Origin of the sequence: Paenibacillus sp. FSL L8-0340 (assembly GCF_038593145.1) — a bacterium.
Taxonomy (GTDB): domain Bacteria; phylum Bacillota; class Bacilli; order Paenibacillales; family Paenibacillaceae; genus Paenibacillus_AQ.
In genome coordinates this window covers 6,660,032-6,675,432 of record NZ_CP151967.1, presented here as the reverse complement: position 1 = coordinate 6,675,432, position 15,401 = coordinate 6,660,032, and the positions used below count along the sequence as shown (strand labels likewise).

Genomic DNA, 15,401 nt, shown 5'->3' with positions numbered 1-15,401 from the left:
AATGCAATATCCGAAGCTGATCGCCCATGCAGGCTGCGAGGGAACGAGCTACAATTCGCTTGAATCCTGTGAAGCCGGAGTGAAGGCGGGGGCTCCTATTCTAGAAGTGGATGTCAGAGTAACCAAGGATAATGTGGCTGTTCTCCAGCATGATGATGAGCCTTCCGTCCACCAGTTGAATTATGGGCAGCTGCTGGAGACAGGGCAAAAGCCGGAGACGCTGAACCGGGTATTAACACGGTTCAGTCAGTTGCCCGTCGCCTTCAATCTGGATCTCAAAACAGAAGAGGCGGGGTTGGCGGCCATAGCTGATGTAACAGCCACATCTACCTGGAGTCAGGTATGGTTCACAGGGGCCACAGGGCTGATAGCGAATTCCGGATATTCCAGACATGTAATGTGGAATTTACCGAAGGAACTCAGTGAGTTGGACGAAGTAAGCTATCGGCAGCAAACGGCAGAGCTGTGCCATCGAGCGGCTGAAGCGAAGTTCGGCGGTGTGAATATCCAATATGAATGCTGCCGGCCTTATTTGGTTCAGCAGGCCCATCTTCACGGGTTGCAGGTTTGGATCTATACATTACCCTATGATCAGGACTTGTTCTTTAAATATATGGACATGGGCGTAGATGCAGTTACTGTCTATGAGGTGAAGAAGTTTGCAGCGCTGAGAGCTGTTATGCCTGAGGACGGCGGGGCATGAAGAGCAGCGCTCCCGCCCTCACCCTGCTGGAATTGGCCGGACCGCTGTTTCTGAGCCAACTGGTGCAGACGGTTATCTTCACAATCGATACCTTGATGCTTAGCAATTATTCTGATCTTGCCGTTGCAGCCATAGGTACGGTCTCGCAATTGCTCTCTACAATCAATCTGCTGTTCGGATTCGCCACCATAGGGGCCGGAATCATTATGAGTCAATTGAACGGCTCGGGGAAGCGGGCCGAGGCGGCCGATGTCGCCCGGACCGCAATAATAGCGAATCTGCTGCTCGGTGGTATAGCTAGCATAGGACTGTTCTTATTCCCTGAACCGGTCCTGCGCGCCATCTCCTTGCCTGAAGAATTGATGCAGTACGGGACAGTATTTCTATCGGTGACAGGACTTGCCTCCTTTGCCACGGCCTTCATTATGACTGCGGAAATGACCTTGCGCATGAACGGTATGGTCAAGCGGATGCTTCTGCTGTCCTTCGCGATGGTCGCTCTCAATACGTTTGGCAATTATATAATGCTGTATGAACCGTTCGGCCTGCCTTCCTATGGGGTTGAAGGTGTAGCATGGGTGACTTTCGGAAGTAAGCTGGTTGGTGTGGCGTTGGCTGTGTTCCTGTTGATCCGTGCGATGGGCCAAACTCTGTTCAGCGTTAAAGGCATCTTACTCCGACTTGCTGATTTACGGGAAATCTTCAAGCTGGGTATTCCTTCAGCAGGTGAGAATCTCTCCTATTCTGCTTCTCAGGTAGTCATTATGATGATGGTAACGCTTCTCGGGACTACAGCCATCACCACTAAGATATACACACAAACGCTTACCGGATATATTTTCCTGTTATCTGTCTCTATCGGTCAGGCGACTTCGATTATGATTGGTCATCTGATTGGAGCTGGAAAATCGGAGAAGGCGAGTACCACCGGGCTTAGGCATCTGAAAATCGGTCTCTTCCTGAGCTGCTCCGTCAGCCTGTTGCTGTATCTGGTATCCAAGCCACTGATGGGTTTGTTTACGGAGGACAGCAATGTCATTATCATGTCTGCCAACCTGATCCTGCTGTCCGTCCTGCTGGAAGCTGCCCGTGCCTGCAATGTTATTATGATTGCTTCGCTGAATGCCAGCGGTGAAGTGAAATATCCTGTCATTATGGGACTTATTCTGATGTGGGGAGTAAGCGTCCCTGCGGCTTATCTGTTCGGTATCGTATGGGGTTACGGGATATACGGCATTTGGCTGGCTTTTATTATAGATGAATGGATTAGAGCCTACTTCATGCTCCGACGCTGGAAATCAGAGAAGTGGCGGCAAATTCGCTTGTCTGCTATCGATACCAAATACAGAAGCACAGAATTGCAGCCCGATTCCGGAGCTGTCTAACGTTAACTTTACACAATATTTTTATTCTCCAAAATGAATAGTAGGGAGGGATAGTCCCCTTGTCCGACCACATGTCAAAGGCTACACCGCTGGGCGTCTTAAACCAACGTATGCTGCATAAACGCAACAAAATGATCCGGAGGCAGCCTCCGTTTGCCTGGTATCTGTTTCTTCTGCCCACCTTGCTTGGCATTTCGGTGTTCATGATCTACCCGCTGGCTGAGTCGCTGCGGCTCAGCTTCACCAAGGGGGCTGATGAGCGGTTCGTTGGACTGGAGAATTACGTGAGTGTGCTGGAATCAGGCACCTTCTGGTATTCGGTGTACAACACGCTCTACATTACCGTCTTCCAGCTTCTGATTGCCATTCCACTAGGTTTCATCATTGCTTGTCTAATCAACAATTTACGTCGTGGCTCAAACTTCTTCAAGGTGCTGTTCTATCTGCCCAATGTCACTTCTATTGTTGCAGCTGCCACTGTCTTTCTGGCGCTTCTACATCCCGATGGGCCACTCAACTATGTGCTGCAATTGCTCGGTTTCGAGAAGGTAGTCTGGCTGTCACAACCCCTCTCTGCCAAGTGGGGGGCGATCATTCTCTCTGTTTGGCATTGGCTGGGCTTCGTCATCATTATTAATCTGGCCAATTTGCAGGCGATATCAAGCGACTACTATGAAGCGGCTTCTATAGATGGGGCTTCACGTTTCAAACAGTGGCTGTACATCACCCTGCCAAATATGCTTGGAAGTCTGACTGTCCTGTTTATCATTGGCTGGATCGGCGGCTTGCAGCGGTTCTCCGACGCTTATATGCTCGGTGGCTTGCAGGGAAGTCCGGCGCGGTCCTTGCATACTGTTGTAGGGTTTATATTCGAAAGAGGGTTCGGTGGGCATGAATATGGTCTGGCCTCTGCGGCGTCATATATTCTATTCCTCTTTATACTTGCTTTCACTTATATCAATACCAAGGTCACGAAGATGAAAATATAAGGAGGAGACTCGTAACATGTTGAGCGTAACAGGAAAAGGGAAACTGTCGGGCGGATTGCTGTTCCTGCTCCTGCTTGGTATGGGTGTGCTGATGTTGTATCCCTTTCTCTGGATGTTAAGCGTCAGCTTGGAAAGAAGCAGCAACATAGCCGTTCCGTTTCCACCGCGGATCATTCCTGAACAGTTCTCCATATTCAACTATAAACTGGTATTCGAGAATGGGGTTCTGTTCAAGACCTATGCCAATTCAGCTATCATTTCATTGTTCAGTGTCATTCTCAGTGTGTCTTCTGCCCTGCTGGCCGGCTACGCCTTCTCCAGGGGGGAATTCAGAGGCAAGAAATTCCTATTCTTCGCAGTCCTGGCCACCATGATGATTCCGTTCGAGGCCAGACTGATTCCGATGTTCAGTATGTTCAATGATCTCGGTATGATTAATACCAAATATCCCCTGATATTTCCGGCGATCATTAATGCGCTAGGTATTGTGTTGGTGAAGCAGTATTTTGACCGTCTCCCTGAAGGGTTACGTGAATCAGCCAAGATTGATGGGGCCAATGAGTTCACAATCTTTATCCGTATTTTCGCTCCCCTGACCGGACCGATTACAGCAACACTGGCGATTCTGGCCTTCCAGGACAGCTGGAATTCCTTCCTGTGGCCGCTCGTTGTCATCAACGATCAGGATATGAAGACCGTACCGTTATTTCTTTCCAGCTTCTCTTCAGAGAATGGCAACCGGTTGGTGGGGGTTACGATGGCTACAGCGGCAATGAGTATTCTGCCGATCCTGCTTGTGTTTCTCTTTTTACAAAAATACATTATTCGCAGTATTGCCCTTAGCGGCTTGAAGGGAGAGTGATAACTGGAGAATGCGAGGTCACTTCAAGCGACAGGACTGGTAAGCAGGCAAGTGGCAATTTATAAAAAATATAATGGAGTTAGGGGAGCTAACAATGTTTAGTAAATCGACCCTGAAGTTGACAGGAACGCTGCTGCTGGCGTCTACTATGATTCTAAGTGCATGTGGGACAAACGGTAATTCGAACGGGGCAGTGAAGGCCAATAATGAGCCGGCAGAAACTGAAGGCACCAAAAGTGCAGTGGCGGCGAATGAAGCTCTGACAGGAACACTGAAAGTACAACTTGTGGGCGATTTCTCGCTGGAGGACAAGACCGATGCAATCTCAGGCAAAACCTCCAAGGGTGTAAAGGTGCTGAAAGAGGAGTTCGAGAAGCAGTATCCTAACGCAGCTGTCGAGTTTGTACTTATGGGCTGGGATAACTACAACGAGAAGACTCAAACTATGCTTCAATCAGGAGCAGCCGATGTATATCAAGTGCCTGGGATTGCCGCTTTTGCCGAACAAGGTCTGCTGGAGCCGTTGCAGTCCTACATTGATAAAGACAGCTATGATCTGGGGAGTTATCTGAATGGACAGGTGGATGGCTGGAAGGCCATGGGACCGGATGATCAGGAGCTACAGATTTATGGCTTGCCTTTTATCGGCGATGCGCGGGTAATTGTATATGACCGGCAGTTGTTCGATGAATGGGGTGTGGAATATTTGTCCGAGTCTCCGACTATCGAGGAGGTCATGGAGAAAGCCTCCAAGATGACAGGCAAGAACCCCAAAACGGGCGAACAGAACTATGGTCTGACCTTCAAGGGCGCCGATGCTGCCGATACTGTAATGAATATTAATGAATCGCTGGGTGGACAATGGGGCACAGGATTCTTGTGGAAGGATATGAAGCTGAACTTCGAAAGCGAGACCATGGTGAAATCAATCGATTGGTTGAAAGAAGCGATTAAGTATGCACCGGAGGGCGTAATGGCCGGACAAGGCTCTGAAAACTTCCTGACGGAAAATAACAACATTGCGATCAACCTGCGTGAAAGTCCGGGATTTATCAATGGTCTGGCCAACTTTGGGCTTGAAGACCGCTACGAGGCGGCCTTGCTGTTCAAAAATCAGGATACAGGTATGGGCGGCATGTTCGCCGGAAGCCCGTTCGCAATTGGAGCATCCAGCAGCAAAAAAGACCTGGCTTGGGAATGGTTGAAATTCAGCGGCAGCGAGTTCTTCCAGCAATATATGTGGGATGAACAGCGTTCGCAGAGTATGCCAGTCATCAAGGCAGCTGAGAAATGGCCTTCTGTTCAGGAGATTGGACAAATGGACATTATTCTGAAGCAAATGGGCCAGCTGTGGACACCACGTTATCCATACCGCTCCGGTCAACCGCGCTATATTCTGTCAGAGAATGTAGAACGTGTTCTGTTAGGTGAACTAGGTGCGGCCGAAGGAATGAAGAAGGCTCAGGAGGAAGGCACTAAATGGTTGGCCGATCAGCAGTAATGCTATGATGTAGACTATAGAGAAGTCTTGCCCTGGCAAAATGTAACTGACTAATGTATTCATACGGAAAATGTGCCGGCATAAGGCGATACCTAATTCGATAGGGAGTTGTCCATAAAGCCATGAATGGGCTGCTTGGGACAGCTCTATTTTTTACACGGATTGATGTGTGTGCTTAGGTGGGCACTTCGCAAATGGACCGTTGTTCCAAGCGCATTATTCTATGATTTTCCAAACGATCGTCGCAGGACAAGAACGTAGTCCCATAAGAACCCGCGCCCAGCGCGGTTTTTCTGTTTTATGCCGAAAATGGACAAGAACATGATTAGACATTCGTTTGTCGAAGACACCGGATATATTTGAATTGCATAAGAAGAGGACGATAATTATGAAAGTCCGCTGCTATAGAGAAATAGGCGAGTTGATTCTTCTTAATAGAGAAAAACACGGCTTAACTTTCAAAATATTGTAAAATCAAAATTAGTATAGTAACCTATTTGTATAATATTCCCACTAAAGAATATTATATTGTTTTATTCTATTTAGGAGGTGAGAAAATGAAGAAAAAATTTCTAGCTATCGTTTTTGCATTCGTTATGTGTGCATCAGTATCTAGTACTGCTCTAGCCGATGGTAGAGGAGGTGGCAAAGACCTTCCTGGTGGCAATCCTCCTCCTCCTCCAGCCTATTGCCCTAACGGAATTCATGGGCCTTGTTATTTGCCTTAGAGAAATTTATGCACCTTAGATATTGCCTGATTAATGCAATGATTTGGCGGGAGAATTCCTCCCGTCACTTCATTTCTAAGACGGCCACTTTGTTAATACAACTCCCTAATATAACTCCAAAGATTCTTACTTAAAAAGCGAATATTAGGGGGAGTGTGTCAAATAGTTTATTATACTCCGGTCTAATACTTTATTTTCTCCATACACTTGTCTGGGGTATAGAAACAACATAGTTATGAAACAGACATTAAGGTTATGAAGTTGTCTGATAATAAAAGTTGGCACAACAACCCAGACATCATAAGCCGTCCTGAAATCTCAGGACAGCTTTATTTTTTTAATGGAGACTAAGAGCAAATTGTTGAACAATTATTATTGTTTGGTGATAAAAAAGTTGGATGCTTCGCAGCCTTCTTTTTGCTTCCTCTCAGATATCATGGCGCGATTACGGAGTATTGAATCGTTTTGCAACGGCCCCCCTGTTCCGTGTAAGATAATATGGAGGGGGCTTGTCATTATGACGGTAGGGCTCCGTTCAACGGAAACCTTTCTTTAATGATAAAAAGTTCGGTGAAACGTTAAAGCGAATTTGGCAAGAAAAGCTTCAGCTTGCGCAGGGTCATTCCTCACGGAGCGGGCTTCGAATAGAGGTGAATGAATATTGCCGACGATTATGGTAGTGGATGACGACGCCCTTGTCCGCGAACTGGCAGGGCTGTTATTAAGAGACGAAGGTATGGACGTCGTAGAGAAAACGGATGGTCTCGAAGCCTGGGATTATTACTTGCATCATTCCGTCGATTTAATCATTTTGGATATTATGATGCCCGGCATGGACGGTTGGGAGCTGTGCAGAAAGCTGCGGGAGGCCGGGGACAAGCCGATGCTGATGGTCACGGCCAAAAAGGAGTCGCTGGACAAAGTCAAAGGCTTTCGATTGGGGACGGACGATTATTTGACCAAACCTTTTGATCCGATGGAGATGGTTATGCGGGTCAAGGCACTGCTTAAAAGGTATCGGATCGCTACCTCCCATATCGTGAAGCTCGGTCGAGTCATTCTCGATAAAACGAGCTACCAGGTTCACTTTTCCGATACGGGCGAAGAATGGGCTCTTCCTTTAAAAGAATTTGAGCTGCTTTACAAACTGGCCAGTTATCCCGGGCAAATTTTTACGCGCGACATGCTGATCCGCGACATCTGGGGTTACGCGTACAACGGGGATGAACGCACCGTGGACACGCATGTCAAACGTCTGCGCGACAAGTTTGAGCAGTATGCCGAAGATTTCCGCATCGTAACGATGCGCGGCATGGGCTACCGTCTGGAGGCGTATCATGATTAACTCGCTCTATGCCCGCGTCGTGTTCACGTTTCTGGGAGTCGTCATAGTCAGCCTGCTCTCGGTTTTATTCGTTCAAAGCTATTTCTACAAAGGCCATATCGAAGCGACAGTGGAAGAGAAGATGATTGGCAATGCCCAAATGATCATTCAATTATATAAGAAATTGGCTCCGAAGGATGCGAAGGCTTTCGTGGAAGTAAGCAATTCTATGCCCTTTTATAAGATACGATTTTATGACAGCGCTGGAACGCTGCTGAACCCGGGGAGCGCTGCTCCAGACCGGCAGAAGGATCAAACTTATCTGCAGCAAGTGCTTAAGCAAAACAAAATTTATCACAACGGGTCCAGCGATGATGACGAGATTACGGTTGGCCTGCCTTTTGCGCTGAACGGTTCGCCGCACGTCTTGTTGGTTACGACTCAGACCAGTTTTGTCCTCGACGAAATCGATTCCTTGATCCGGTATCAGCAGCTGTTTACTCTCGGTTTGGGAAGTATTCTGGTGTTGATCGCTGCGCGGTATATGGTCAGGCCCCTTCGGAAGCTGACGCATGCAACGCAAAGAATGGCCAGGGGTGATTTTAACGTTGGCCTGTCTACCAAACGTCGTGACGAAATTGGACAGCTTACCCTAAGCTTTAACGCGATGGCGGCTGAATTGGGAAGGCTGGATATGCTCCGTCGGCGGTTTGTTTCCGATGTATCCCACGAAATCCAATCTCCTCTAACGTCGATCAAAGGATATACCCGTGTGCTGAAGATCAAGTCCATGGACGAGAAAACCCGTATGCGGATGTTGAATATTATCGACGAGGAGAGCGACAGGCTGTCCCGGCTGTGCGACGATCTGCTGGAATTGACCAGCCTGGAGCACGAGCATGCAAAGCCCGCCCCGCAAAAGTTTTGTCTCGACGAGCAACTGCGTAAAGCTGTCATTCGCCTGGAACCGCAATGGTCTGCCCGCAATCTGGATATGCAGCTAATGCTGGAACCGATAACCATTGTGGCGGATGAAGACAAGATGAATCAGGTGTGGAACAACTTGCTTGGCAATTGCATCAAATTTACCGCCGATCATGGAAAGATAATGGTGGAGTCCTTCAAGAAAGGCGAAAGCGCAGTCGTCCGAATGACGGACAATGGAATCGGCATACCTGAGGAGGAAATCAGCCAAATTTTCAAACCGTTCTACAAAGTGGATAAAGCGAGAAACCGCAATGTTAGCGGCAACGGAATCGGTCTTTCCATCGTCAAGCGAATTGTCGATCTTCATCATGGAAAAATTGAAGTGTCCAGCAGATTGGGGGGCGGAACCTCCTTCTCGATCACACTTCCCCTCGAAGATACAAAGCCCGAATTGTAATCCTCCGTTCAAACTGAGGACAAATTCGGGCTTTATACTATCCTCGAAAGCCAATTTTATATATTTTGATCAGAAGGAGGACCAAAAATGAAAGTATTGATTGCCATCTTGACCCTCCTGACATTCAGCATGTCGGGAACCTATGTCCAGGCGAAGGAGAACCGGAAGCAGCCGCCCCCCGCAACCGCAGCCGCCGAACGCCAGCTTTGGCAATCGAAAGGGTATGGCCATATAATCGAAATAGAAGGCCAATCCGTTAAGGTCTACAGCTACACCAAGGACAGCTTGGTACCGTTCGGGAAAGGAAATATCGATAACAACGGCGACATTTATATTAATGAAATTTACGACAACACCAAATCCCTGGAGCAATTTAATGCCCCACGATTTCCGATGGGCCGCTTCGTTAACGGCAGCTTGACCGATGGCTTGGGGTACGTGCAGCATCTCACACGGATCGATAATCTTCCCAAGGTGAAGTATAACGGATTCAGCAATGATCCCGTACAAAATTTTGAAGTATTCTGGCAATCCTTTGAAGAGAATTTCAGTTTCTTTCCGCTCGTCAAAGTGAATTGGAAAGAGGTGTACAAAGAGTATCGGCCCAAAGTTGGCGCCGCTACCTCCGAGAAGGAACTGGAGGACATTTTGACGCAAATGTTTCAAAAGCTGAACGACGGACACAGCGTCATATTCGGTAAAAAGGGTATGATCTTCTCCAAGTCCAAAGTTGAGCGAGAGGAATTTTTCGAAGCCAATTCGAAGTCGATGCAACGAAACGTCGAAGACGGATATATAAAAGGGGCGGTAAAGAGCAAGCTCGACGGGCGCATTGTTTATGGCCAAACGAAAAGCGGCGACGCTTACATCAAGCTGATTGGTTTTGACGAGTCCGATCCGCAGAAAGTTGACCAAGCGCTGGCGGAAATGGTGCAGGATCTGGCGAACTGCCGCAACTTTATGATCGATATGCGCTTTAATGAGGGGGGCGAGGACTTCTTCGGGTTAAAAATAGCCGGCTTGTTTGCCGAGAAACGCAAGCTGGCGTATGCCAAACAGGCCCGAACAGGCGGATACGAGCAATTCTCCAAACCTACGCAGGTATATATCGAACCGGGAGCAAAGCAGTTTTCAGCTGACAATATTGTGGTGCTGACCAGTCCGCTAACGGTAAGCGCCGGCGAGACAGGGACGATGGCCTTAAAAGCATTGGACAAAGTAACGGTTATCGGGGAAAAGACGTGCGGATACTTTTCGGACATGCTGCTTAGACTGTTGCCGAACAAACAGTTATTCTCCCTGAGCAACGAACGCTATACATCGCCTGACGGCACTAATTACGAGCAGCGCGGCCTGCCGCCGGACGAAAAGATCATGATCAAGCAAGCCGATATTGATGCCGGCAAGGACCCGGTGATGAACCGAGCTTTGGAATTGCTTAAAAAGAAGCTATAAGGGATATCCCTTTCACTCATCGGGACTCCTCCAATGGGATAAAATACAAGCCCCTGGCAAATGTAAATGCCGGGGGTTTTTGGGCGTTCATTCCGCAAAATCACCGGTCATCATGCGAAATTACCTGGGCCCTTTCTAGAGGATCACAAAGCGCGCCTTGTATTGGTTTCTTACCCCCGTATAGTCCGAATTGAACCTGGTGGAGGGACTTTGGAAATGTGCCTCAGAAAACGCTGATTTGTTGTAGACTGAGAAGGATTTAGCTAAGAGGCAGCTATAATTCTAATATACATTTACATTACGAATAATCCGAAGATATACTAATTGCAGTGGATATATCATCCAATTTGTTCTTAATCAATGAAAGATCACTAAATTATAAAGAGGGGTTGCATTAAACTGAGCTTGTTTGTTTATGCGGTCACAAGCTAATTTTGTACAGCCCTGTTCCTTTGCCCGATCGGGAGTGGTTTCATAATTACTCCTTCCATTGATCGATATGATGTATTATGGCGTCATATAAAAATTCGGCTAAATCTTCATCGCTATGTTCGAGATAATAATTTGAAATCCCGAGGGTGATCCTATTAAAATTTCCATCGAAGAAATCAGCAGAGATCAAGAAGAGGAGATCCGCATCAGGTGTCATGAAGTGGATGACGAAATAAACGAGATTGTAAATAAGCTGACAACAGAAGCTCTCGTTATACTGGGATATCAGGATGACAGTGTGAGCCGTATTAATCTCAGTGATATCTATTATTTCGAGGCCGTTGACGGAAAGGTGTTTGTGTACAGCAAGAACAAGGTGTATGAAGTCAAACAAAAGCTGTATGAGCTAGAGGAATTATGCAGTGAAAAGAACTGTTTTCGTGCATCCAAATCTACGATTTTGAATATTGCCAGGATTGCAAGTATTCATCCGTCTATAAGCGGCCGGTTCGTAGCATTGCTTGATAATGGGGAACGTGTAGTTATCTCAAGACAGTATGTACCTGTGCTCAAAAACAGACTTGGATTATAAGGGGGGATCGACATGAGGTTTTCTGAATTTGTAAAAGAGACCATTAGGGAGTTCTTGATGATCTTCGCATCCGTAGTCATTATAATTACAATTTTACGGCAAATTTTTGCTCCCGATATAGCCTTTGATCTGAAGTCGATATATATCCTTATGGCCTTTTCATTTTTGAGTGCATTAACGGGAATTATTTTGTATGCTCCTCATGGGATAAGTGAGAAGAGAATGCGTGTCCGAATTGTCGTCCATTTCTTCACCTTAGAGTTCCTTTTGATTTCTCTTGGCAGCTTAATTGGTGCTGTAAGTAGTGTATCCGGCGCACTCACTCTTGCAATCGAAATTGCAGTGGTTTATGCCATAGTTCGTCTATTGTCCTATGAGAATGATAAAAAGGAAGCAAACAGGATCAACGAAAGACTAAAGGCAGTTAAGAAAGGAACTTACGAGTAGTCTATACAATCATAAAGCAGCATTTAAGGCTCTTTAAAAGAAGGCGGTAAGCTCTATGCTTACTGCTTTTTTGCATCTTATTGGTTCGTGGATACAGCTTATCGTTTTTCTATATACACTCTTTTCGCAGTTTTTTATGATGAGTTCATTAGAATATCTAGAGTTGAAAATCCTATTCGGGATTTATGAAATTGATTTTCATTTACTATTAAGTGGGGGTAGAACATGACGACCTGTATTATGGAGGATGTGCGTACGATAATCGAAGTTTCAGACGTGGTCAAAAAATACAATAATCTCGATGTGATGAAAGGGGTTAATCTGAGCATACGTGAAGGTGAGATATTTGGGTTGCTAGGACCTAATGGGGCTGGGAAGTCTACGTTGATGAATACGATATTAGGACTTTTACGTTTTAACAGTGGCTCAGTGAAGATATTCGGCAAAGACTTTTCAACACATGCAACAGAAATTAAACGTGAAATTGGTTACGTTCCTCAGGAAATTGCTGTATTTGAAACGTTAAATGCGATAGATAATGTCACTTATTGGGGCGGATTGTATGGTCTGCGAGGAAATGAGTTAGCACAACTGGTTAAGAAGGCACTGGAGTTTACTGGTCTGTGGGACAGAAGGAAATCGAAAGTGAGCACCTTTTCAGGCGGCATGAAGCGAAGGCTCAATATTACTTGTGCGATTGTGCATAAACCGCGTGTTCTATTTATGGACGAACCGACGGTTGGGGTTGATCCGCAAACACGCAATCATATCTTGGAATCTATCCGTTTAATGAACAAAGAAGGCACGACGGTCATTTATACGACTCACTATATGGAAGAGATTGAAGCAATTTGTGACCGTGTTGCTATCATGGATTTTGGTCAGTTAATTGCACTTGGGACAATTGACGAATTAATCGCAGACCATATCCACGAACAGTGCCTAAGATTGGAACTCACTGCTAATACAGCGGAAGCTGTCAAATTAATCGAGTCCTTTGATGGAGTATTGTCCTTTAGTGTTAACAAAGAGATATTAGAAATTAAACTAGACAAAGATGACAGTTGTATTCCTCTTATATTGGAACAATTAATCAAGCAACACTTTAATATAAAATATATGGCAGTAGAAAAACCGGATTTGGAAACTGTTTTCCTCCAATTAACAGGTAAAAAGTTGCGTGATTAATTCGGAAAAGAGGATATGCAATGAGTATTTTGTTCCAGATGTTCTATACGGTTAAACGGATGATCATGAATCCAAAAGCAATTTTGATTAATCTGCTTACCTATGCCATCATTATTCTCATTTTGGGTTCGGTATTCGGTAGTACATATGATATACAAAGGTCATTGGGGAAGGTCACAATAGCTTATGCAAACCTTGATTCAGGCAGGTATGGCGCTATTTTTGATGCTGTTTTACATTCAAATGATGTTACTCAGCTTGCGGAACTAAAGCCGGTTAAGTCATTAGATGATGGAAAAGTTCTTATTAAAAAGGATAAAGCAGATGCCATTATTTATATTCCTGATAATTTCTCTGACGATAGAGATCTCCCCCATGTCGTCAATGTCTACTTATCAACAGATTATGGTGTACCTACGCTGGTTGTTAAGAACATTGTAAGTAGTCTAACCAATTTGCTGAATACGTCTAGCGTTATTTACAACATAACAGGACAAACAGAAGTTGATGCGATGGGTTCCGAGCCGCAGAAGAATAATGAAGAGAATGTAAAAGAACAATCCTTAACAAGCTCAAGTTCAAATTCAAGTTCGCAGGCGACGACTGCGATGGGGTATTACAGCATAGCGATGATACTGATGCTGTTATTATACGGGCAAGAATACGGGATTTTTATGGCGTCTGAAGACTACTTGGGCACTTTAGGTAAACGAATGCGCTTGTCTGCTGTGAAACCGTATGTACAATATATTGGCAAAGGACTTGGTTTATCATTGGTGACATTTTTCCAAGGGGTCATCTTACTCTTGCTTACAAAGTACGTATATGGCGTGGATTGGGGAAACCATATTATAGTTGTACTTCTTACTTTGTTTATATTATCCATACTCGTTACACTACTTGGGATGATGCTGGTTATTATTACACGTAGCATTCAAAAAGCACAATCATTATCCAATTTTATAACGCTTGGGGGGACTTTCATCGTTGGCGGTTTTGTAATCGTGGACTTTGGATCACTTGCCTATCTATCACCAAGCTATTACGCTAAGACTGCTCTTTTCAATGTTGTATATGGGAATCAAGTGGAACAGGCACTTATTAATATAGGCGTAATGATATTGATTTGTGTCGGATTTGTGCTTGTAAGCCTGGTTGCTTCGAGGAGGACGGCAGAATGACAATATTTCTTAATTGTATTAGACGTGTTTTCCAGAAGGGTTGGAGTTTGTTGTTTATTTTTGTTATACCGATTTTACTGATTGTCTTTTTGATTGTGGTGACATCTCAGGAAGTTCAATATGAAGTTGGGATAATAGATGAAGACAATACCTTGTTTACTCAAGGTTTTATAGAACAATTGAAGGGGCAGTACGAGATTATCAATCTGACGAGTAATGATGATGTCAAAGGAATGGTTATTAATTCAGAACTAGACGGCGGGTTGCTTTTTCAGCAGGGCTTCACCGAAAGCCTGTTGAATGGTGAGGACGTCTCTGTATTAATCTATGACTTAGCAGGTACTGACATCTTTGGTCCTGTAAAAGTGTATGTGTCAAGCTATGTATCTTCTGCAAAACAAATTGCAAGAGCGTCTGGAGGTGATCAGGAAATTTTTTACCAAGGCATGGACCTTTACAAAAACAGTGCGTTCAACGTTACATATGAAAGTGCACTTAATTATGCAGGCTCAGAACGAGACGTCAGCAATGCGGTAGAATCATTAGGGTTTATTGCTTTTGGTATGGTATTTCTCATGACATTCTCCTCCAGTATAATCCTGCAGGATAAATTATCAGGTGTGTATGATCGTATTGCAGTTACGCCCGTTTCAAGATTAAGCTATCTCCTACAAAACATGCTGGCATGTTTTGTGATCGCTGCTATTCAATCAGTACTGTTACTGAGCATTATATCTAGCATAGTAGATTTTTCATTTGGGCAGACCTCTGAGGAGAAACAAGAAGTGTTGCTCGTGTGCTTGGCTTTCTCTCTTGTTTGTGTCGCCCTAGGTGTAGCAATCAGCAGATTCTCGAACACCCGCCTAATGGCTGGTTCGCTTTCGACTTTAATTTACTTTCCTATGCTAATGCTTGGGGGTTGTTTTTGGCCGCGGGAGATTATGCCTAAATTTGCGCAGCAGATCGGAGATTTTTTTCCGACGGCATGGTTTTTGCAGGCAGGTAGAGATGTTATAGCCGGGAAAGGTATTGCTGCTGCCTCACAGCAACTGATATATATGCTTAGCTTTGCAGCTCTACTTATATTTGTTTCCTTTATCGTAAAAAATGAAAAGGTAAGGACGTGATATGAACATAGAGAAACAATTTTGATAGATCAATAAAGTGCTGATGCTGTCAGAATTGTGCGTAAACGGGGAGAGTTGATGCATATTATAATCGGAAAAGAGG

13 protein-coding genes are annotated in these 15,401 nt (G+C 45.2%); all 13 read left to right on the top strand.

Annotation, left to right across the window (positions count from 1 at the left end; translation table 11 throughout):
* Position 1 precedes the first annotated feature (1 nt).
* On the top strand, positions 2 to 703 hold the full coding sequence (locus NST07_RS30520; RefSeq protein ID WP_341096569.1) for a glycerophosphodiester phosphodiesterase: 702 nt from the start codon (positions 2 to 4) through the stop codon (positions 701 to 703).
* Positions 700 to 2,088: an MATE family efflux transporter gene (locus NST07_RS30515; protein ID WP_341096567.1), complete on the top strand. Its 1,389-nt coding sequence runs from the start codon at positions 700 to 702 to the stop codon at positions 2,086 to 2,088. The genes NST07_RS30520 and NST07_RS30515 overlap by 4 nt, the downstream gene beginning before the upstream one ends.
* 59 nt (positions 2,089 to 2,147) lie before the next feature.
* Complete coding sequence (locus NST07_RS30510) at positions 2,148 to 3,077, top strand: sugar ABC transporter permease (RefSeq protein ID WP_341096565.1); 930 nt, start codon at positions 2,148 to 2,150, stop codon at positions 3,075 to 3,077.
* 16 nt (positions 3,078 to 3,093) lie between these two features.
* A complete protein-coding gene (locus NST07_RS30505; protein WP_341096563.1) occupies positions 3,094 to 3,939 on the top strand; it encodes a carbohydrate ABC transporter permease in 846 nt (281 codons plus the stop codon).
* 94 nt (positions 3,940 to 4,033) lie between these two features.
* On the top strand, positions 4,034 to 5,440 hold the full coding sequence (locus NST07_RS30500; RefSeq protein WP_341096561.1) for an extracellular solute-binding protein: 1,407 nt from the start codon (positions 4,034 to 4,036) through the stop codon (positions 5,438 to 5,440).
* A gap of 1,389 nt (positions 5,441 to 6,829) precedes the next feature.
* Positions 6,830 to 7,513, top strand: coding sequence for a response regulator transcription factor (locus NST07_RS30495; protein ID WP_341096559.1), 684 nt, complete (start codon positions 6,830 to 6,832; stop codon positions 7,511 to 7,513).
* Entirely contained in the window at positions 7,506 to 8,876 is a 1,371-nt protein-coding gene (locus tag NST07_RS30490; RefSeq protein ID WP_341096558.1) for a HAMP domain-containing sensor histidine kinase, read from the top strand. The genes NST07_RS30495 and NST07_RS30490 overlap by 8 nt, the downstream gene beginning before the upstream one ends.
* An 87-nt stretch (positions 8,877 to 8,963) precedes the next feature.
* Positions 8,964 to 10,331, top strand: coding sequence for a S41 family peptidase (locus tag NST07_RS30485; protein WP_341096557.1), 1,368 nt, complete (start codon positions 8,964 to 8,966; stop codon positions 10,329 to 10,331).
* 652 nt (positions 10,332 to 10,983) lie between these two features.
* Positions 10,984 to 11,355 carry a LytTR family DNA-binding domain-containing protein gene (locus NST07_RS30480; RefSeq protein WP_256718263.1) on the top strand — a complete coding sequence of 124 codons (372 nt, stop codon included), beginning with the start codon at positions 10,984 to 10,986 and terminating at the stop codon, positions 11,353 to 11,355.
* Between the two features lie 12 nt (positions 11,356 to 11,367).
* The gene (locus NST07_RS30475) at positions 11,368 to 11,802 is read left to right on the top strand and encodes a DUF3021 family protein (protein WP_341096556.1); all 435 of its coding nucleotides are present in this window, start codon (positions 11,368 to 11,370) and stop codon (positions 11,800 to 11,802) included.
* Positions 11,803 to 12,027: 225 nt separating this feature from the next.
* Positions 12,028 to 12,990: an ABC transporter ATP-binding protein gene (locus NST07_RS30470; protein WP_341096555.1), complete on the top strand. Its 963-nt coding sequence runs from the start codon at positions 12,028 to 12,030 to the stop codon at positions 12,988 to 12,990.
* A 20-nt stretch (positions 12,991 to 13,010) separates the two neighbouring features.
* A complete protein-coding gene (locus NST07_RS30465; RefSeq protein ID WP_342480711.1) occupies positions 13,011 to 14,171 on the top strand; it encodes an ABC transporter permease in 1,161 nt (386 codons plus the stop codon).
* Positions 14,168 to 15,298, top strand: a complete 1,131-nt coding sequence (locus NST07_RS30460; RefSeq protein ID WP_341096551.1) for an ABC transporter permease — start codon at positions 14,168 to 14,170, stop codon at positions 15,296 to 15,298. The genes NST07_RS30465 and NST07_RS30460 overlap by 4 nt, the downstream gene beginning before the upstream one ends.
* Positions 15,299 to 15,401 lie beyond the last annotated feature (103 nt).

What these genes read in the sequence shown, in the direction of transcription:
- NST07_RS30500 (WP_341096561.1), top strand. Translation starts at nt 4,034, where the DNA reads ATGTTTAGTAAATCGACCCTGAAGTTGACAGGAACGCTGCTGCTGGCG.
- NST07_RS30490 (WP_341096558.1), top strand. Translation starts at nt 7,506, where the DNA reads ATGATTAACTCGCTCTATGCCCGCGTCGTGTTCACGTTTCTGGGAGTC.
- NST07_RS30505 (WP_341096563.1), top strand. Translation starts at nt 3,094, where the DNA reads ATGTTGAGCGTAACAGGAAAAGGGAAACTGTCGGGCGGATTGCTGTTC.
- NST07_RS30515 (WP_341096567.1), top strand. Translation starts at nt 700, where the DNA reads ATGAAGAGCAGCGCTCCCGCCCTCACCCTGCTGGAATTGGCCGGACCG.
- NST07_RS30520 (WP_341096569.1), top strand. Translation starts at nt 2, where the DNA reads ATGCAATATCCGAAGCTGATCGCCCATGCAGGCTGCGAGGGAACGAGC.
- NST07_RS30485 (WP_341096557.1), top strand. Translation starts at nt 8,964, where the DNA reads ATGAAAGTATTGATTGCCATCTTGACCCTCCTGACATTCAGCATGTCG.
- NST07_RS30475 (WP_341096556.1), top strand. Translation starts at nt 11,368, where the DNA reads ATGAGGTTTTCTGAATTTGTAAAAGAGACCATTAGGGAGTTCTTGATG.
- NST07_RS30470 (WP_341096555.1), top strand. Translation starts at nt 12,028, where the DNA reads ATGACGACCTGTATTATGGAGGATGTGCGTACGATAATCGAAGTTTCA.
- NST07_RS30460 (WP_341096551.1), top strand. Translation starts at nt 14,168, where the DNA reads ATGACAATATTTCTTAATTGTATTAGACGTGTTTTCCAGAAGGGTTGG.
- NST07_RS30465 (WP_342480711.1), top strand. Translation starts at nt 13,011, where the DNA reads ATGAGTATTTTGTTCCAGATGTTCTATACGGTTAAACGGATGATCATG.